A 19,055-nucleotide genomic window follows, 5' to 3' on the forward strand; every position below is an offset into this window, starting at 1 on the left:
AGGAGCGTCAGCTCAGCGTCTTCAGCGCCGCCGCGTCGTACGCCGTCAGATCCTCGAAGCGGCCGGCCAGGACCTTCGCCGCCCACTCCGGGTCCTGGAGCAGGGCGCGGCCCACGGCGACGAGGTCGAACTCCTCCGCCTCCAGGCGGTCGAGGAGGTCGTCGATGCTCTTGAGGGGGGAGCCCTCGCCCATGAACGCCTTGATGAAGTCGCCGTCGAGGCCGACCGAGCCCACCGTGATGACCGGCTTGCCCGTCAGCTTCTTCGTCCAGCCGGCCAGGTTGAGGTCGGAGTCGTCGAACTCGGGGAGCCAGTAGCGGCGCGTGGAGGCGTGGAAGGCGTCCACGCCGGCCGCGGCCAGCGGCGCGAGGATGGCCTCCAGTTCCTCCGGGGTCTCGGCGAGGCGAGCGTCGTACGCCTCCTGCTTCCACTGCGAGTAGCGGAAAATGACGGGGAAGTCGGGGGAGACCGACTCCCGCACCGCGGCCACGATCTCCGCCCCGAACTTCGTGCGGGCCACCGCGTCACCGCCGTAGGCGTCCGTGCGGCGGTTGGTGCCCGCCCACAGGAACTGGTCGAGCAGATAGCCGTGGGCGCCGTGCAGTTCGACGCCGTCGAAGCCGATCCGCTCCGCCGCCGCGGCCGCCTCCGCGAACGCGCCGACGACGTCGTCCAGGTCCCGCCGGGTCATCGCCCTGCCGGTCGGCTCGGTGGCGCCGATCCGCAGGCCGGACGGGCCGACGGCGGGTGCCTCGGCGTACGGCGGCTGGCCCTGCGTGCGCACCATGCCGATGTGCCACAGCTGCGGCACGATCCTTCCGCCCGCCGCGTGCACCGCCTCGGCGACCTTCGCCCAGCCCGCCAGCTGCTCCTCGCCGTGGAAACGGGGGACGCGGTTGCTCTGCCCGGCCGACTCGTGACCGACGTAGGTGCCCTCGGTGACGATCAGACCGACACCCGCGGCGGCACGGCGGGAGTAGTACGACGCCACATCCGCGCCGGGGATGCCGCCCGGGGAGAACTGACGCGTCATGGGCGCCATCACGATGCGGTTGGGGACGGTCAGCCCGTTGATCGAGGCAGGCCGGGAGAGGATCCGGGCCGCACGGGAGGCGGACTGCGAGGCGGACTGCGAGGCGGATTCGGAGGCGGTGACGGACACGGGCGGGCTCCTTGCAATTCAACCGGTCGGTATGTGCATACGCATGGACGCTATGCCCACCTCAACCAGCCACACCCACCACAGCATTCCGGACAGCCCCCGCCGACCCCTGTGATCCCGGACACGCCCGAGGGCGGCACCCCCTGTCTCCAGGGAGTGCCGCCCTCGGCAGGAATACCGATCCTCGGGAGGATCAGAAGTCCATGTCGCCGCCCGGCATGCCGCCGCCGGCCGGGGCCGCGGCCTTCTCCGGCTTGTCGGCGATGACGGCCTCGGTGGTGAGGAACAGCGCGGCGATGGAGGCGGCGTTCTGCAGCGCGGAACGGGTCACCTTCGCCGGATCGATGATGCCTTCCTTGACCAGGTCGACGTACTCACCGGTCGCGGCGTTCAGACCGTGGCCCGGGGTCAGGTTGCGCACCTTCTCCACCACGACACCGCCCTCGAGGCCGGCGTTGACGGCGATCTGCTTCAGCGGGGCCTCGAGCGCGAGCTTGACGGCGGCGGCGCCGGTCGCCTCGTCGCCCTCCAGGTCCAGCTTCTCGAAGACGGTGGAGGCCTGGATGAGCGCCACGCCACCACCGGCGACGATGCCCTCCTCAACGGCCGCCTTGGCGTTGCGCACCGCGTCCTCGATGCGGTGCTTGCGCTCCTTGAGCTCCACCTCGGTGGCGGCGCCGGCCTTGATGACCGCGACACCGCCGGCGAGCTTCGCCAGGCGCTCCTGCAGCTTCTCGCGGTCGTAGTCGGAGTCGCTGTTCTCGATCTCGGCGCGGATCTGGTTGACCCGGCCCGCGACCTGGTCGGCGGAGCCGGCGCCGTCGACGATGGTGGTCTCGTCCTTGGTGATGACGACCTTGCGGGCGCGGCCCAGGAGGTCCAGGGTCGCGTTCTCCAGCTTGAGGCCGACCTCCTCGGAGATGACCTCGCCGCCCGTGAGGATGGCGATGTCGCCGAGCATGGCCTTGCGACGGTCACCGAAGCCCGGGGCCTTGACGGCGACGGACTTGAAGGTGCCGCGGATCTTGTTGACGACCAGGGTCGACAGGGCCTCGCCCTCGACGTCCTCGGCGATGATCAGCAGCGGCTTGCCCGACTGCATGACCTTCTCCAGCAGCGGGAGCAGGTCCTTGACCGAGGAGATCTTGGAGTTGGCGATCAGGATGTACGGGTCGTCGAGGACGGCCTCCATACGCTCCATGTCGGTGGCGAAGTACGCCGAGATGTAGCCCTTGTCGAAGCGCATACCCTCGGTGAGCTCCAGCTCCAGACCGAAGGTCTGGGACTCCTCGACGGTGATGACGCCTTCCTTGCCGACCTTGTCCATGGCCTCGGCGATCAGCTCGCCGATCTGGGTGTCGGCGGCGGAGATGGAGGCCGTGGAAGCGATCTGCTCCTTGGTCTCGACATCCTTCGCCTGCTCCAGCAGGGCACCGGAGACGGCCTCGACGGCCTTCTCGATACCGCGCTTGAGGGCCATCGGGTTGGCACCGGCGGCCACGTTGCGCAGACCCTCGCGGACGAGCGCCTGGGCGAGAACGGTCGCGGTGGTCGTACCGTCACCGGCGACGTCGTCCGTCTTCTTGGCGACTTCCTTGACCAGCTCGGCGCCGATCTTCTCGTACGGGTCCTCGAGCTCGATCTCCTTGGCGATGGACACACCATCGTTGGTGATCGTGGGGGCGCCCCACTTCTTCTCGAGGACGACGTTGCGGCCCTTGGGGCCGAGCGTCACCTTGACGGCGTCCGCGAGCTGGTTCATGCCGCGCTCGAGGCCACGCCGCGCCTCCTCGTCGAACGCGATGATCTTGGCCATGTGAAGTGGTCCTCCCGGACTGGGGTGGATTGCTCCGGACCGCGCTGGCGCCCGCGACGGACGGCTCGCCGGCCTCGTGGTTCCTTGCCCCACCCGGCCTGCGGGCCTCACCGACCCGGTCCTCGTTGTCACTCTCACCTTCAGAGTGCTAACGCCAATGATTAGCACTCGCCCCGTCCGAGTGCAAGGTGCGCCCGCGTCGCGGGCTCGTTGAGTGGCGCGGAGCCCGGCCCGGGCCGGTGCCCGGCTCCGGGCATGCCGAAGGGCTCGCACCCATGGGGTGCGAGCCCTTCGAAGAACAGAAGAACGTCGCTGCAGTAACCCGGCGCGTGCTTCAGCCGGTCGCCAGACGGACCATGTCCGCCTGCGGCCCCTTCTGGCCCTGCGAGATCTCGAAATCGACCCGCTGGCCCTCTTCCAGGGTGCGGTAGCCGTCCATCTGAATCGCACTGTAGTGGACGAAAACATCCGCACCACCGTCGACCGCGATGAAGCCGTACCCCTTCTCCGCGTTGAACCACTTGACGGTGCCCTGAGCCATGCCTAACTCCCCTATTACTGGCCCTTGCACAGATCCACACTTCGCGGATCCGGGTCAGACCTCACCCCCCACAGGTTTGGGGGCGTGCGCCGGAACGCGTCGACCGCGGCTGAATGTATCTGTCCAACTGCCGTCTGCAACAGGTCAATCGGACGAGAAATCCAGGCATGACCGGTCGGGAATGTACGGAGAATTCGCCCGAATTCAGGGCAAGTCGGGTCACCCAAAAGGCGCGAATGGCGCAAAAGGCGTGCACACTTTGGCTACTTCTCGTCGCACGTGGAGCCGGAACTCATATGCGTCCGGCACGCGAAGGACAGCGGGTTCCCCAACTGTACCGCGCTCAACCATGCAGAATTGCCCCCTCCGTTTCTCTCACGGAGGGGGCAATCGCATGAACTCTTGGTAATCGGCATTACCTAGGGTAACAATCGGCCCCGGTCAGCCGCCGGCCACGGCCGGAATGATGGAGACGCCCGCGCCGTCCGGAGTCGCCGTCTCCAGCCCCTGCTCGAACCGGACGTCGTCGTCGTTCACGTACACGTTGACGAACCGGCGCAGCTTGCCCTGATCGTCCAGGACACGCGCGGCGATACCCGTGTGGTTCTTCTCCAGATCGGCGATGACCTCGGCGAGGGTGGCCCCCTCGGCGGCCACCTCGGCCTGGCCACCGGTGTAGGTGCGCAGGATGGTGGGGATGCGGACGTTGACGCTCATGCTATTGACCTCCGGTAGGGCAGCTGACCTGGACAAACGGAACTAGACGAGACCGGCCTCGCGGAACGAATCCAGGCTGGGACGGATGGTCGCGGTCAGCCCCGTACCGGCCACCGCGTCCAGCGTCTTCAGCCCGTCGCCGGTGTTCAGGACGACGGTCGTCAGCGCAGGATCCAGCAGACCGTTCTCGACCAGCTTCTTCGTGACACCCACCGTCACACCACCGGCGGTCTCCGCGAAGATCCCCTCCGTCCGCGCCAGCAGCTTGATCGCGTCCACGATCTGCTCGTCGGTCACGTCCTCCACCGCACCGCCCGTACGGCGCGCGATGTCGAGGACGTACGGACCGTCCGCCGGGTTGCCGATGGCCAGCGACTTGGCGATGGTGTCCGGCTTCTGCGGCCGGACGACGTCGTGGCCCGCCTTGTAGGCGACGGACACCGGGGAGCAGCCCTCCGCCTGCGCACCGAAGATCTTGTACGGCTTGTCCTCGACGAGCCCGAGCTTGATCAGCTCCTGCAGTCCCTTGTCGATCTTCGTGAGCTGGGAGCCGGAGGCGATGGGAACCACCAGCTGGTCGGGGAGCCGCCAGCCGAGCTGCTCGCAGATCTCGTACGCCAGTGTCTTGGAGCCCTCGGCGTAGTACGGCCGCAGGTTGACGTTGACGAAGCCCCAGCCCTCGCCGGCCGGGTCGCCGATCAGCTCGGAGCAGAAGCGGTTCACGTCGTCGTAGTTGCCCTCGATACCGACGAGCTCGCCGCCGTACACCGCGGCCATGACGACCTTGCCCTGTTCCAGGTCGTGCGGGATGAACACGCAGGAGCGGAACCCGGCGCGGGCGGCGGCGGCGCCGACGGCACCGGCGAGGTTGCCGGTGGAGGAGCAGGAGAGGGTGGTGAAGCCGAAGGCGCGCGCGGCCTCGATGGCCTGGGCCACGACCCGGTCCTTGAAGGAGTGGGTCGGATTGCCGGAGTCGTCCTTGACGTACAGCCCGCCGGTCACGCCGAGTTCGCGCGCGAGGTTGTCGGCCTTGACGAGCTTCGTCCAACCGGGGTTGATGTTGGGCTTGTCGGCCACGTCCGCGGGAACGGGCAGCAGCGGCGCGTAGCGCCAGATGTTCGCGGGTCCCGCCTCGATCTGCTTGCGGAGCTCCTCCGTGTCATAGGCGGAGAAGTCGTACGCGATCTCGAGCGGGCCGAAACACTCCTCGCATGCGAAGACCGGCCCGAGGGGTACCCGGTGACCGCACTCGCGGCAGGAGAGCGCCGCGGCGGGACCGAGATCGACGGAGTCGGTGGTGCTTGCAACAGTCTGCACAGCCATGTGAGGCGAGGCCCTTTCTCCTCATCTTCCTCACGACGCATCTCGCCGTGAGACGGATTTGGCACCTTCCCTAGCCGGGGAGCCTCACGAAACGATCAACACTGATCTACGAGACCGGCTGGAGGGTTGCCGGGGCTTCATCGGGCCGTGTCCCTCTGCCCCTCTGGATGAGCGGTATTCGGTTGTACGCACGGGACGGCCACCGACATGCGATGGTCATCAGCGTTGTTCAAGACTGTAACCGACGGCCAGGACAGTTGAGATAGCCGTCCGAACCGCGAGATGGATCACATGGTGATCACATACTCGCCGAGAGAACGCAGAGGAGCCGCGCACTGTGCTGGAAGAAGTCGAGCGCTGGCTGAGCACCCGCTCCTGGTCCCTGACCGATCGCCCGGTGCACAAGATTCTCGCTGCCAAGCAGCGCACGGGCCAGTCGGTCTCCGTCGTCCTGCCCGCGCTCAACGAGGAGGAGACAGTCGGTGACATCGTCGCCGTGATCCGTCACGACCTCATGCATCAGGTCCCCCTCGTCGACGAGATCGTCGTCGTCGACTCGGGGTCGGCCGACCGTACCTCCGAGGTGGCCGCGGCGGCGGGCGCCCGGGTCGTCCACCGCGACGACATCCTGCCGCGCATCCCGCCCGTCCCGGGCAAGGGCGAGGTGCTGTGGCGCTCGCTCCTGGTCACGAGCGGGGACATCGTCTGCTTCATCGACGCGGACCTGAGGGAGTTCTCCTCCGACTTCGTCTCCGGGATCGTGGGCCCGCTGCTCACCGACCCCGGTGTCGACCTCGTCAAGGCGATGTACGACCGCCCGCTCGCCGGCGCGGCAGGGCAGGGCGGCCGGGTCACCGAGCTGATGGCCCGCCCGCTGCTGAACATGCACTGGCCGCAGCTGGCCGGATTCGTGCAGCCGCTCGGCGGGGAGTACGCGGCCCGCCGCTCGCTGCTGGAACAGCTTCCCTTCCCGGTCGGATACGGGGTGGAGCTGGGCATGCTGGTCGACGCGCTGCACCTGGTGGGGCTGGACGCCCTGGCCCAGGTCGACGTCGGGGTGCGCAAGCACCGCCACCAGGACGGCCAGGCCCTCGGCCGGATGGCCGCCGCGATCTACCGCACGGCCCAGCTCCGGCTGGCCCGTGGCCATCTGATCCGCCCCTCCCTCACCCAGTTCGAACGGGGCGAGGACGGCTTCGAGCCACGCACCTACTCGGTGGACACGGAGGAACGCCCGCCGATGGTGGAGATCGCGGAGTACGCCGCCAGAAAAGTGGCCTGACCGTGGGCTGTGAGCGAGTCTGGGCGAGGGGTTCTGTTACGGATTCCGGCCGTCCGTATACAGCCCCCGCAAGGCCGTACGTACGTTTGAGCGTTTCCGGGCCGGGCTAGGTTGAGGCGTATGGCTTCCACGCAGGCTGCTCAGGGTGCCCCGGTGCTCGTCGCGTCCAACCGCGGCCCCGTCTCGTACGAGGTCCGGGAGGACGGCTCGCTGCACGCCAGGCGCGGTGGCGGCGGGCTGGTCTCCGGTCTGTCGGCGATCGGGCCGGACGCGGGCGCCCTGTGGGTGTGCTCCGCACTCGGCGACGGCGACCGCGAGGCAGTGCGCCGAGGGGTCGGCGAGGCCGGGGTGCGGATGCTGGACATCCCGGCGGACGTGCACTCCGACGCGTACAACGGCATCGCCAACTCCGTGCTGTGGTTCGTCCACCACATGCTGTACCAGACCCCCCTGGAGCCGGTCTTCGACGCGGAGTTCCGGCGGCAGTGGGCGTCGTACGAGACCTACAACCGCGCCTTCGCCGAGGCGCTGGCGCAGGAGGCGGCCGAAGGGGCGGCGGTGGTCGTCCAGGACTACCACCTCACGCTGGTGCCCGGGATGCTGCGCGAGCTGCGCCCCGACCTCAGGATCGGCCACTTCTCCCATACGCCGTGGGCGCCGCCGGAGTACTTCCGGATGCTGCCCGACGACATCGCCGCACAGGTGCTGCGCGGAATGCTGGGCGCCGACCGGCTCGGCTTCCTCACCCACCGCTGGGCGGACGCGTTCACCGCCTGCGCCACGGAGTTCGCCGGCGGGCTCGGCGGGACCCGGGTCGGCGTGCACGGGCTGGGAGCCGACGCCGACTTCCTGCGCAAGCGGGCGCACGAGGCCGACGTCGAGGAGCGGATGGCCGCGCTGCGGGCCGAGATCGGCGCGGGCCCGGACGGGAGTCCCCGCCGGGCCGTCGTACGGGTCGACCGGACCGAGCTGTCGAAGAACATCGTGCGCGGGCTGCTGGCGTACCGGCAGCTGCTCGACGACCACCCCGAGTGGCGCGAGCGCGTGGTGCACCTCGCGTTCGCCTACCCCTCACGGCAGGATCTCGCCGTCTACCGCGACTACATGGCCGATGTGCGGCGCGTGGCCGAGGAGATCAACTCCCGGTACGGCACGCCGGGCTGGACCCCCGTCGTGCTCCACCTGAAGGACGACTTCGCGCGGTCGCTGGCGGCCTACCGGCTGGCGGACGTGGCCCTGGTGAACCCCATCCGGGACGGCATGAACCTGGTGGCGAAGGAGGTACCGGTCGTCTCCGACGAGGGGTGCGTGCTGGTGCTGTCCCGGGAGGCGGGGGCGTACGAGGAGCTGCGGGAGGATGCGATCGCCGTCAACCCGTACGACGTGGTGGAGACGGCGCGGGCGCTGCGCAGCGCGCTGACCATGCAGGACGGCGAGCGGGCCGAGCGCACGAAGCGGCTGGCCGCGGCGGCGACCGCGCTGCCTCCGGCGCAGTGGTTCCTGGAGCAGTTGCACGCGCTCGGCGATCAGCCCAGCTGAGCCGCCAGACGCGCGAGCAGCCGTACGACGCCCTCGGGGCCGTCGACCACCAGGTCCGAGCGCTCCGTCAGCTCGGTGACCTCGTCGCTGCCGCTGCACACCAGCAGGCCCGGGGTGCCGTCCGAGCGGAGTTCGTCGACGGCGGCGAAGGCGCGCAGGTCGCCCAGGTCGTCGCCGGCGTAGAGGACCGAGGCCGCGTCGGTTTCCCGTACGTGTTTGAGCAGGGCCACGCCCTTGTCCATGCCGGGCGGGCGGAGTTCGAGGACCATGCGGCCGGGTTCCACGATGAGGCCGTGGCGGGTGGCCAGGTCGGTGAGGGGCTCGCGCAGGGCCTCGAAGGCGGCCTCCGGGTCGGCGGCGCGGCGGGTGTGCACGGCGACGGCGCGGCCCTTCTCCTCGATCCATGCGCCCTGCGCGGCGCCGGACTTGTCCAGCAGCGTCGGCAGCTCGGCGCGGACCGCGGTGAGGCCGGGGTGGGGGGCGGGGGCGGTGACGGTGTCGGTCACGGCGTCCCAGCGTTCGGCGCCGTAGTGGCCGAGGACGACGAGGTGTTCCAGGCCGGGGACGCCGGCGAAGCCGCCGTGCTGGACGGCAACGGCTGCGGGACGGCCGGTGATCACCGCGATGGAGGCGACCTTCGGGGCGAGGGCGGCAAGCGCGGGGACGGCGTCGGGGTGGGCTCGGGCCTGTTCGGGGTCGGGGACGATGGGGGCGAGGGTGCCGTCGAAGTCGAGCGCGACCACCGCTCGCTCGGGGCGGGAGAGAAGGGCGGCAAGTCCGTCGCGGCCGGCCTGGGTTGTGGGGTGCGGGTCCTTGGAGTCCGTGTGACTGCCCATGAGGGGACCCTATACGGTTCGGCAGCGCCCTGAAGGGGCGCGGGGAACTGCGCGACCAGCCACGATGGCGCCGCGGACGGCCGACGACGCATCGCGGCACTTCCAGCGGAGCGCTCGGCGCTCAGCGCTCCGTGCGGTGGGAGTCGCGGACCCTTCTCAGTCTGTTCACCGTGATCGGGTCGTGGGCCAAGGCGCGCTCGTCGTCCAGGAGCGCGTTGAGGAGTTGGTAGTAGCGGATCGGGGCCAGGCCCAGTTCCTCGCGTATGGCTCGTTCCTTTGCGCCGGGGCCCGGAAAGCCGCGGCGTTCCAGGGCGAGGATGTCCTGTTCCCGGCGGCCTAGCTGTTCCTGGTCCATGCCTCGCACCGTACCGGCTAACTCGTGCCCTGCGCGGCCGAGGCCGTTCCCTGGAGGCGCTTGAGGACCGCCTTCGGATCACCGCCCGGAGCTACCGCCTGGCCCATCTGCTGTTTGATGTGCGCGCTGACGTCGGCCCAGGAGGTCTTGCCGACCGGGTAGAGCTCGGACAGCGGGAGTTCCTTGAGGAACGGCCTGAGGTCCGCGTCCTGCTGCGCCGTGCTCATGATCTCGGACGCGGAGTTGGTGACCGGCAGCAGGTCGTACTCGCGGGAGAAGGCGAGCACGTTCTTCTCGCTGTACACGAAGTCGAGGAAGTCCCCGGCCTGCTCGGCGTGACCGTTCTCCCTGAAGGCCATCATCCAGTCGGCGACACCCATCGCCACGTCGCTCGCGCCGTCCACGCCGGGCATCGGCACCATGCCGACCTTCACCCCCTTCGCCGTGGCGATCTTCATCAGCGTGGGATGGCCGTTGAGCATCCCGACGTCCCCGTCCGCGAACGCGGCGAACGCGTCGGCCCGGTCGAGCTTGCCGGGCGCGACCGGTCCGGTCAGCCCCTTGCCGACCAGCTCGTCCCTGAGCCAGGTGAGGGTGTCGGCGTTCTCGGTGGAGTCGATGTCGTACGTACCGACCCGGTCGGTGTAGCCGCCCCCGCCGCTGAGCAGCCACTGCATGGTCTCGGCCTGTGCCTCCTCCGGGCCGAGCGGCAGGGCGTACGGGTAGGTCACGCCCCGCGCCTTGAGCGCCTCCGCGTCGGCGGCGAGGTCGTTCCAGGTCTTCGGCGGGGTGAGCCCCGCCTTGTTGAAGAGGGTCTTGTTGTAGAAGAGCAGGCGTGTGGAGGACGCGAACGGCAGTCCGTACTGCACGTCCTTCACCTCGCCCGCGCCGGCGAGCTGGTGGACGAAGTCGGCCTGCGTGCGGATGGAGAGCAGGTCGCCGGCCTTGTAGAGGAGGCCCTTCGCCGCGTAGTCGGCGTACGCGCCGATCTGCGCCAGGTCGGGCGCGTGCCCGGCGTCGACCATCTCCTTGACCTTGCGGTCGACGTCGTTCCAGGAGTAGACGGTGACGTCGATCTTCACGTCCGGATGCTCGGCCTCGTACTCGTCGACGAGCGTGTCCCAGTACTTCACGGAGCTGTTCGCCGCGCTGTCGCCGTAGTCGGCGGCCACCAGCCTGAGGGTGACGTCCTCACTGCCCCCGATGCCGTCGACGACCCCGCATCCGCCGAGGACCGCCGTCATGCCGAGGGCGGCCACCGCCGCGATCGTTCCTGTTCGACGCCGCTGCACTTCGCTCGCCCCCACCCTCGGCCGGAATCTTTCGACAGGCCGAACGATAGGGTCTACACCACTTAGTGGACTAGACCTCTTGCAGGTAAAAGGTCACACTGTCCCCGTGAGACATGTCATCGCCCTCGACGTGGGCGGCACCGGGATGAAGGCCGCTCTGGCAGGACCCCACGGCGAGCTGCTGCACCAGGCCCGCCGCGCCACCGGGCGCGAGCGCGGACCCGACGCGGTCGTCGAGGCCGTCCTCGGCTTCGCCGCCGAGCTCAGCGCGTACGGCGCCGAGCACTTCGGCGAGCACGCGGCCGCCGCCGGCGTCGCCGTCCCCGGCATCGTCGACGCCGAACGGGGCATCGCCGCCTACTCGGCCAACCTGGGCTGGCGGGACGTACCGCTGCGCGATCTGCTCGCCGAGCGGCTCGGCGGCGTCCCGGTCGCCCTGGGCCACGATGTGCGCACCGGCGGTCTCGCCGAGGGCCGGATCGGCGCCGGCCAGGGCGCCGACCGCTTTCTGTTCGTGCCGCTGGGCACCGGCATCGCGGGCGCCATCGGCATCGGCGGCCGGGTGGAGGCGGGCGCGCACGGCTTCGCGGGCGAGATCGGCCATGTGGTCGTACGACCCGGGGGCACCCCCTGTCCGTGCGGGCAGCGCGGCTGCCTCGAGCGGTACGCGTCCGCGGCGGCGGTGAGCCAGGCGTGGGCCGAGGCGGGCGGAGGTCCGGGCGCGGACGCGGCGGACTGCGCGAAGGCCGTCGAGTGCGGCGATCCCCACGCCGTACGGGTGTGGCAGGACGCCGTCGACGCGCTCGCCGACGGACTGGTCACCGCGCTCACCCTGCTGGACCCCGGCACCCTCATCATCGGTGGCGGGCTCGCCGAGGCGGGGGAAACCTTGTTCACACCGCTGCGGGACGCCGTCCGGCGGAGGGTCACGTTCCAGAAGCTGCCGTCCATCGTCCCCGCGGCGCTGGGAGACAGGGCCGGCTGCCTGGGCGCGGGGCTCATGGCCTGGGATCTCCTCGACAACACGGACCGTTTGGAGGTAACCACCTGATGGCAACCGACCCGCGGCCGACGATCCTCACCGGTGCTCAGGTGGTCCTCCCGACGGGAACCGTCCCCGACGGCCAGGTAGTCGTCGACGGCACGAAGATCGTCGGCTCGGCGCCCCCCGACGCCCAGGTGATCGACCTCCGAGGCCACTGGGTGGTCCCGGGATTCATCGACATCCACAACCACGGCGGAGGCGGAGCCTCCTTCTCCGGCTCCGCCGAGGACATCCTCACCGCGCTGCGCACCCACCGGCTGCACGGCACCACCACCCTGGTCGCCTCCACCGTCACCGACGACATGGACTTCCTGGTCAGACAGGCGGGGCTGCTGTCCGAGCTGGCGGAGCAGGGCGAGATCGCCGGCATCCACTTCGAGGGCCCGTTCATCTCGCCGTGCCGCAAGGGCGCGCACTCCGAGGAGCTGCTGCGGGACCCGGACCCGGCGGAGGTCCGCAAACTGATCGAGGCGGCGCGCGGCCGGGCCAGGATGGTCACGCTCGCCACCGAACTCCCCGGTGGCATCGACTCCGTACGGCTGCTCGCGGAGCACGGGGTGATCGCGGCGATCGGGCACACGGACGCGACGTACGAGCAGACGGTGGAGGCGATCGACGCGGGCGCGACGGTCGCGACGCACCTGTTCAACGCGATGCCCGCCCTCGGCCACCGCTCCCCCGGTCCGATCGCGGCCCTCCTGGAGGACGAACGCGTCACGGTCGAGCTCATCAACGACGGCACGCATCTGCACCCGGCCTCCCTCCAGCTGGCGTTCCATCACGCGGGCGCGGGCCGGGTCGCGTTCATCACGGACGCGATGGACGCGGCCGGCATCGGCGACGGCCGCTACATGCTCGGCCCGCTGGAGGTCGAGGTCAGCGAGGGCGTGGCGCGTCTGGTGGAGGGCGGCTCGATCGCGGGCTCGACCCTCACCCTGGACCGCGCCTTCCGGCGGGCGGTCACGGTCGACGGGCTGTCGGTCGAGGACACGGTGACCGCGCTGTCGGTCAACCCGGCCAGGCTCCTGGGGATGTACGACAGGGTGGGCTCCCTGGAGCCGGGCAAGGACGCCGACCTGGTGGTCCTGGACGCGAAGTTCGGCCTCAAGGGCGTGATGCGCCGGGGCGAATGGGTGGTCGATCCCCAACTGACCTGATCTGTCCGGTCGTACGGAGACGGTGGCCGATCCCGCCCCTGGGCGGACCGCCGTCTCTTTGGCATGATCGGGCCTCCGGACAAGACGCCAAGCGCCTGCACATCGGGGGAGGTCGGCCCACGTGATCCTCACGGTCACGCTGAACACCGCTCTCGACATCACCTATCGCGTGCCCGCCCTGCGGACGCATGCCGCGCACCGGGTCTCCGAGGTGACCGAACGCCCCGGCGGCAAGGGCCTGAACGTGGCCCGGGTCCTGGCGGCCCTGGGCCACGAGGTCACGGTCACCGGCTTCACGGGCGGCGCCACCGGGCGTGTCGTGCAGGAGCAGCTCTCGGCCGTGGCGGGGGTGGTGGATGCGCTCGTCCCGGTCGCCGGCGCGACCCGGCGCACGATCGCCGTCGTGGACGACCGCACGGGCGACACGACCCAGCTCAACGAACCGGGGCCGACGGTCACTTCGGCCGAGTGGGCCGCCTTCCAGGAGGTGTACGGGGAGCTGCTTCCGTCCGTGTCGGCGGTGGCGCTGTGCGGCAGCCTCCCTCCGGGGGTGCCGGTCGGGGCGTACGCGGGGCTCATACGGACGGCGCGGGCCGCCGGTGTGCCCGTGCTGCTGGACACCAGCGGCGAGCCGCTGCGCCGCGGGGTGGCGGCCCGGCCCGACGTGGTGAAGCCGAACACCGAGGAACTGGCCGAACTCACCGGCTCCCACGAGCCGGTGCGCGGCGCGATGGACGCCCGGCGGCGCGGCGCCCACGCGGTGGTCGCCTCCCTGGGCGCCGACGGCCTGTTCGCGGTGACCCCGGAGGGCCGCTGGCGGGCCACCCCGCCCACCCGGGTCCGGGGCAATCCGACGGGCGCCGGCGACTCGGCGGTCGCGGGCCTGCTGTCGGGCCTGGCCGAGCATCTTCCGTGGCCGGACCGGCTGGCCCGCGCGGTCGCCCTGTCCACGGCGAGCGTACTGGCGCCGGTGGCGGGCGAGTTCGTCCGCAGCGTGTACGAGGAACTGCTGGACGGGGTCGCGGTGACCGGGGAGGCCAGTGCGGCGTGACCAGGGCCTGTCGTTTGGATCAGCCCGGCGTCGCGGGGTCTGGCCCTAGGAGTCGACCCAGCCGCTGACGAGCCACATCTGGTCGATGAGGGCGTCGCACTGGTTGCCCTGCTCGCACGAGATCTTGATCGTGTTCGTGCCCTTGTTGAGCTGGATGTAGTTGTAGGTCTTCGTCCAGCCCTTCTCGTAGTCGCCCTCGTCGGCGTTCGCCCAGTTCTTCAGGTCGACGCCCGTGTTGGAGGGCGTGCCGTTGACCGTGAGCGTGGCGTTGGCGTCCTTGCCGGGGACGCTGTAGCCGACGTACACGCTGTACTTGCCGCTCTTCGGGATCCCGCTGACGTTCCAAGTGACCGACGCGCCCGCCTGGTTGAAGCCGGTCACATAGACGCCGCCGTCGGCCTTCGCGCCCTTGATGTCGGATGCGGTGGCGGCGCCGCCGCCGAGGAGCAGGGCCTTTGCGTCGATCGTCGGGAGGTCTTCCTCGGCCGCCTCGCTGTTGCTGTTCGACGGGCTCGGCTGCGCGCTCTTCGACGTGGTCGGCTTGGACGACGCCCCGTTGTCACCACCCGCGGTGTCGTCCTCCGTGTTGCCGTTCACGATCGCCACGGTGATGCCGATGACGACCGCGGCGACCACGGCGATCGCGCCGATCAGCAGGCCCTTGGTGTTGGGGCCGCGGCCCCGGCCGCCCCCGCCGCCGCCCGCGGGCATCGGCTGCTGGGTGGTGGGGGCGCCGCCCGGGAGGGTCTCGGGCGCGGCATAGTGGGCGTTCGGCTGACCGTACGCACCCTGCTGCGGCACCGCCGACTGGCTGTGCTGCGCGGTCGGCGCCGTCTGCCCGTACTGCCGCTGGCCGACCGCGCGCACCCGGTTGACGGCGTTCGGGTAGCCGTAGCCTCCGGAGGGCGGCTGCGCCCCGTTGGCCTGCCCGTCGGCGTAGAGGTAGCCGAACGGGTCGTCGTCCTCGGGCGTGGTCGCGCCGTTGTTGCCGGACGTCATCCCTTGGTACTCCTCGAACAGGTGCGGGTCGGATGCGATGCGTGTGGTCAGAATGGCGAGCCTACCCGCTCCTGACCGCCCAAACGGGTGACTCGGATCGCATCAGCTCGCTGACCTGGGAATCATCCCGCGCGTCTGTGCTGTTTGGGACGAGATCGTTTCTCTATGTACATGCGTTCGTCGGCTGACTTCAGCACTTCGTCCGCCGTCATCCCGCAGTGCGCCCAGCCGATGCCGAAGCTGGCACCGACCCGAACGGCCCGGCCCTCCGCGCGTATCGGCTGGATGATCTCGTTACGCAGGCGTACGGCGAGGTCCTGGGCGTCGGCCTTGCCGAGCCCGTCGGCGAGGATCACGAACTCGTCGCCGCCGAGCCGGGCCACGGTGTCGCCGTCGCGCACCCCGTGCGTCAGCCGCCGGGCGACCTCGATGAGGACCGCGTCACCGGCGTTGTGCCCGAACCGGTCGTTGATCGACTTGAAGCCGTCGAGATCGCAGAAGAGGACGGCGAGCCCCTTGGTGCCGTCGTCGCGCTCGCCCTCGGGGGCGATGGTGTGCACATGGTGGTCGAAGGCGTCGAAGGCCTCCGCCCCCGGGCGGAAGTCGAAACCGTGGCCGCCGACGTCGTAGACGGGGTGTCCGTAAGCGGCGTCCAGGGTCTCCAGGGCGCCGGGGTGGCTGGGACGCGCGCACAGCCGGGAGGACAGGCGGGAGCGCAGCTCGGCGGAGTTCGGCAGGCCGGTGAGCGAGTCGTGGGAGGCGCGGTGGGCGAGCTGGAGCTCGCGGCGCTTGCGGTCCTCGATGTCCTCGACGTGGGTGAGCAGGAAGCGCGGGCCGTCGGCGGCGTCCGCGACGACGGAGTTGCGCAGGCTGACCCAGACGTAGGTGCCGTCCCGGCGGCCGAGCCTGAGCTCCGCGCGCCCTCCCTCGGCGGAGGTCCTCAGCAGCGTGCCGATGTCCTCGGGGTGGACGAGGTCGGAGAAGGAGTAGCGGCGCATCGCGGAGGCGGGGCGGCCCAGCAGCCGGCACAGGGCGTCGTTGGTGCGCAGGATCCGGCCGTGCTGCTCGCCGCCCATCTCGGCGATGGCCATGCCGGAGGGTGCGTACTCGAAGGCCTGCCGGAAGCTCTCCTCGCTGGCACGCAGGGCCTGCTGGTCCCTTTCGAGCCTGACCAGTGCACGCTGCATATTTGCACGTAGACGCGCGTTGCTGATCGCGATGGCGGCCTGGAACGCATACATCTGAAGCGCTTCACGCCCCCATGCGCCCGGCCGGCGGCCGTTGCGCGGCCGGTCCACGGACAGCACGCCGATCAGCTCGCCGACGCCGCCGCCCGGCCCGCCCGGCATGTACATCGGCGCGAAGAGCCGGTCGGAGGGGTGCCACTCGTCCTCGAAGCGGGGCGCGGGACCGTCGGTGTACCACTGCGGTACGTCGTCGTCGTCGAGAACCCAGCCCTCGGTGTGCGGGATGAAGATCAGGTCGCCCCACTGCTCACCCATGTTCAGCCGGCGCTCCCAGGACTCGCGGGAGCCGACCCGGCCGGTGATGAGGGCCTCGGCGGCCGGGTTGCCGGAGAAGGCGGCGACCACGAGATCGCCGTCCGGGCGGACGAGGTTGACGCACGCCAGCTCGTACCCGAGGGCGGTGATCACGCCGTCCGCCACTGTCTGCAATGTGTCCGCGAGGCTGCGGGCGGTGTTCATGTCCGCCATGACCTGGTGCAGCTGTCGCAGGGACGCAAGGCGGACGTAGGGCTCCGACTCGGTCTCCATGCTCGCCCTCCCCCCGAGACCTCGCAGCGAATCAAGGGTCCTCTTCGGCGCTTCTTATCGGTGGTGTTCTTGCATCTTCCCCGCCACTGAATCACAGCGCGCTGCCCACTCGGTACACAGGGTCAACAATTAATGCCCCTTGTGACTCAAGTCACAGCGAAACATGAACAATTGAGCGGAGTTTCTGCGATTTTCCTGTGCGTTTACTGAACGCAAACTTTGGGCTGATGTGGAGATGCCCGGAGATGGTCACAGAACGTACGCCCGAGACTACATCGGCGGTCCTAGGTCCGCTCTCGTCCCGGGGTCCGATGCGGCGCACACGGACCGGAGATTAGCGTTTCCGGCGTGCTGAAGACTCCCTCTGCCACGCTCTCCGCCGCCCCGCCCGCCACCGCCGGGCATGCTGAGGGGGTGAGCAACGACGAGTTCCGCGCCGCCATGTCCCGGCTGGCCGCGGGCGTGGTCCTGGTGACCGCGCAAGAGCCGCCGCTCGACCCCGACGACCCCGACGCTCCGGGCGGCGAGGACGTCGGTATGACGGCCACAGCGTTCATGTCGGTCTCCCTCGACCCGCCGTTGGTGCTGGTCAGCCTGCGTGAGGGCGCCCGCATGGACGACCTGCTCGACGAGCAGCCCCATTGGGCCGTCTCCGTCCTCTCCGAGAGCCAGCGGCACATCGCCGGCCGCTTCGCGATGAAGGGCCGCATCAGCGACCGGCTGCTGTTCGAGGACATCCCGTACGTACGCGGCGAGGTGTCCGGCGCTCCCCTGGTGGCCGGCGCCCTGGCCATCCTGGAGTGCCGCACCGAGCAGCGGGTCCCGGCCGGGGACCACACGCTGGTGATCGGCCGTGTCCTGACGGCCCGGGTACCGAGCGCGGACGGCGGGCCGCTGATGTACTTCCGGGGCCGTTACCGGCAGTTGGGGTGAGCGGGAATTCCGTGGCCCACCGCGAAATTGCCCGCCCGGGGTTGCCGGCGTGACGAAACCCATGCCGCGCCTCGAAGTAATCACCCCCGCAAATGTGGATGCCGCCATCGGCATCCGGGTCCGTTCCGACCAGGAACACGCGGTCGAGCCGGTCGCGGTGTCCCTTGCGGAGGCGTACATCCGCCCGCCGGCGTCGCCTGACGCCGGCGCCTGAACATCGCGGCGGACGAACGGGGCCGCGGCTACGGCCGCTTCGCCGTCGAGTCCGTGGCCACGGAGATCTGCCGCCGGGGCGGCACGGAGCTCCACGTCACCTGGCACCCCGGCCCGCCCGGCCCGACCGGCCCGGAGGGCTTCTCCTCTGCTGGATCAGCGTCACATCAAGGCGTGACAAGTGTGCGGGGTCCGTCACGATGTCGATCACGGCGATGCGGTCGCGGGCGAAGGTGAAGGTCAGGGCCCGCTCCACGCGGCCGTCGGACAGCACCGCGAGGCCCGTCGCGCCGTCGACCAGGGCGGGGTGCGCGACCAGGGCAAGGTGGGCGAAGGCTGTCGCGCCGGACGCCACCGCCGCCGCGCCCGTGGTCACCCCGGCCTCGCTGCGGGCCACCACGTCCGGGTCGAGGACGTCCAGCAGCCCGTCGAAGTCGCCCTCCCGCGCCGCCGCCAGGAACGCCTCGACGACCTCCCGCTGCCGGTCCCGCCCGGCGTCCGGCGCCTCGGCGCCCCGCACCCGGCGCCGCGCCCGGCTGGCCAGTTGCCGTGTCGCCTCCGGCGACCGCCCGAGGATCGTCGCGATCTCCTCGTACGGCACCGCGAACATGTCGTGCAGCACGAACGACAGCCGTTCGGCGGGGCTCAGCGTGTCCAGGACGACCAGCAGCGCGACGCCCACCGAGTCGGCGAGCAGCGCATCCTGCTCGGGGCCGGCGGCCGCGGACGGCAGGGGTGGGGTGGTGTCCAGGGGCTCCTCGGCACGGCTTCTGCGCGAGCGCAGCATGTCCAGGCAGACCCGGCCGACCACGGTCGTCAGCCAGCCCCCGAGGTTCTCCACCTGCCGGATGTCGGTGCGGTTCAGCCGGATCCAGGCCTCCTGGACGGCGTCGTCGGCCTCGGCGAGCGAGCCCAGCATCCGGTGCGCCACGGCACGCAGATGGCCCCGGTGGGCTTCGAAGCGCCGGGCCAGGAAGTCGTTCTCACTCATCGGGGTCACCCCTCGTCGCGGTCCACCG

Annotated in this window: 17 protein-coding genes, 1 pseudogene and 1 riboswitch; of the genes and pseudogenes, 7 read left to right on the forward strand and 11 right to left on the reverse strand. The window is 70.4% G+C overall.

Annotated elements, in window-relative coordinates:
- Positions 1-7: 7 nt before the first annotated feature.
- The 5 genes from F7R91_RS13435 to thrC form a co-directional block, all read right to left on the reverse strand.
- Positions 8-1,162, reverse strand: a complete 1,155-nt coding sequence (locus F7R91_RS13435; protein ID WP_150947965.1) for an NADH:flavin oxidoreductase — start codon at positions 1,160-1,162, stop codon at positions 8-10.
- 193 nt (positions 1,163-1,355) lie between these two features.
- Complete coding sequence (gene groL / locus F7R91_RS13440; RefSeq protein WP_150947967.1) at positions 1,356-2,978, reverse strand: chaperonin GroEL; 1,623 nt, start codon at positions 2,976-2,978, stop codon at positions 1,356-1,358.
- Positions 2,979-3,312: 334 nt separating this feature from the next.
- Positions 3,313-3,519, reverse strand: a complete 207-nt coding sequence (locus F7R91_RS13445) for a cold-shock protein (RefSeq protein WP_007493268.1) — start codon at positions 3,517-3,519, stop codon at positions 3,313-3,315.
- Between the two features lie 441 nt (positions 3,520-3,960).
- The gene (locus tag F7R91_RS13450; protein WP_119103018.1) at positions 3,961-4,236 is read right to left on the reverse strand and encodes a MoaD/ThiS family protein; all 276 of its coding nucleotides are present in this window, start codon (positions 4,234-4,236) and stop codon (positions 3,961-3,963) included.
- A gap of 42 nt (positions 4,237-4,278) precedes the next feature.
- A complete protein-coding gene (gene thrC / locus F7R91_RS13455) occupies positions 4,279-5,559 on the reverse strand; it encodes a threonine synthase (protein ID WP_150947969.1) in 1,281 nt (426 codons plus the stop codon).
- Positions 5,560-5,577: 18 nt separating this feature from the next.
- A riboswitch (SAM riboswitch) is annotated at positions 5,578-5,733 on the reverse strand.
- Between the two features lie 163 nt (positions 5,734-5,896).
- On the opposite strand from thrC, the gene F7R91_RS13460 reads away from it, so the two are divergent.
- Both F7R91_RS13460 and F7R91_RS13465 read left to right on the forward strand, forming a co-directional pair.
- Complete coding sequence (locus tag F7R91_RS13460) at positions 5,897-6,841, forward strand: glucosyl-3-phosphoglycerate synthase (RefSeq protein WP_150947971.1); 945 nt, start codon at positions 5,897-5,899, stop codon at positions 6,839-6,841.
- Positions 6,842-6,961: 120 nt separating this feature from the next.
- Complete coding sequence (locus tag F7R91_RS13465; RefSeq protein ID WP_150947973.1) at positions 6,962-8,380, forward strand: alpha,alpha-trehalose-phosphate synthase (UDP-forming); 1,419 nt, start codon at positions 6,962-6,964, stop codon at positions 8,378-8,380.
- Here the strand turns inward: F7R91_RS13465 and otsB are convergent.
- The 3 genes from otsB to F7R91_RS13480 all read right to left on the reverse strand — a co-directional run bounded on the left by otsB (position 8,368) and on the right by F7R91_RS13480 (position 10,863).
- The gene (gene otsB, locus F7R91_RS13470) at positions 8,368-9,216 is read right to left on the reverse strand and encodes a trehalose-phosphatase (protein WP_150947975.1); all 849 of its coding nucleotides are present in this window, start codon (positions 9,214-9,216) and stop codon (positions 8,368-8,370) included. The genes F7R91_RS13465 and otsB overlap by 13 nt on opposite strands.
- Positions 9,217-9,337: 121 nt before the next feature.
- Complete coding sequence (locus F7R91_RS13475) at positions 9,338-9,571, reverse strand: DUF3263 domain-containing protein (RefSeq protein ID WP_150947976.1); 234 nt, start codon at positions 9,569-9,571, stop codon at positions 9,338-9,340.
- A gap of 17 nt (positions 9,572-9,588) precedes the next feature.
- Entirely contained in the window at positions 9,589-10,863 is a 1,275-nt protein-coding gene (locus F7R91_RS13480) for an ABC transporter substrate-binding protein (protein ID WP_456243066.1), read from the reverse strand.
- A gap of 106 nt (positions 10,864-10,969) precedes the next feature.
- On the opposite strand from F7R91_RS13480, the gene F7R91_RS13485 reads away from it, so the two are divergent.
- From F7R91_RS13485 to F7R91_RS13495, 3 genes are all read left to right on the forward strand, one after another.
- A complete protein-coding gene (locus F7R91_RS13485) occupies positions 10,970-11,914 on the forward strand; it encodes an ROK family protein (RefSeq protein WP_150947978.1) in 945 nt (314 codons plus the stop codon).
- The gene (gene nagA / locus F7R91_RS13490) at positions 11,914-13,065 is read left to right on the forward strand and encodes an N-acetylglucosamine-6-phosphate deacetylase (protein WP_191971467.1); all 1,152 of its coding nucleotides are present in this window, start codon (positions 11,914-11,916) and stop codon (positions 13,063-13,065) included. Before F7R91_RS13485 ends, nagA begins: the two co-directional genes overlap by 1 nt.
- Positions 13,066-13,186: 121 nt before the next feature.
- Positions 13,187-14,116, forward strand: a complete 930-nt coding sequence (locus F7R91_RS13495) for a 1-phosphofructokinase family hexose kinase (protein WP_150947980.1) — start codon at positions 13,187-13,189, stop codon at positions 14,114-14,116.
- Positions 14,117-14,161: 45 nt separating this feature from the next.
- On the opposite strand, the gene F7R91_RS13500 is transcribed toward F7R91_RS13495, so the two are convergent.
- Both F7R91_RS13500 and cdgB read right to left on the reverse strand, forming a co-directional pair.
- A complete protein-coding gene (locus F7R91_RS13500; protein WP_150947982.1) occupies positions 14,162-15,115 on the reverse strand; it encodes a CBM35 domain-containing protein in 954 nt (317 codons plus the stop codon).
- A 122-nt stretch (positions 15,116-15,237) separates the two neighbouring features.
- Positions 15,238-16,890, reverse strand: coding sequence for a diguanylate cyclase CdgB (cdgB, locus tag F7R91_RS13505; protein ID WP_150947984.1), 1,653 nt, complete (start codon positions 16,888-16,890; stop codon positions 15,238-15,240).
- 348 nt (positions 16,891-17,238) lie between these two features.
- Here cdgB and F7R91_RS13510 point away from each other — a divergent pair, with 348 nt between their 5' ends.
- Positions 17,239-17,823: a flavin reductase family protein gene (locus F7R91_RS13510; protein ID WP_150947986.1), complete on the forward strand. Its 585-nt coding sequence runs from the start codon at positions 17,239-17,241 to the stop codon at positions 17,821-17,823.
- 61 nt (positions 17,824-17,884) lie between these two features.
- Positions 17,885-18,168: pseudogene (locus tag F7R91_RS13515) on the forward strand (GNAT family N-acetyltransferase); the annotation flags it as partial.
- On the opposite strand, the gene F7R91_RS13520 reads toward F7R91_RS13515, so the two are convergent.
- Complete coding sequence (locus tag F7R91_RS13520; RefSeq protein WP_150947988.1) at positions 18,134-19,027, reverse strand: sigma-70 family RNA polymerase sigma factor; 894 nt, start codon at positions 19,025-19,027, stop codon at positions 18,134-18,136. The pseudogene F7R91_RS13515 and the gene F7R91_RS13520 overlap by 35 nt on opposite strands.
- Positions 19,028-19,055 lie beyond the last annotated feature (28 nt).

The organism is Streptomyces luteolifulvus (genome assembly GCF_008806595.1).
Classification (GTDB): domain Bacteria; phylum Actinomycetota; class Actinomycetes; order Streptomycetales; family Streptomycetaceae; genus Streptomyces; species Streptomyces luteolifulvus.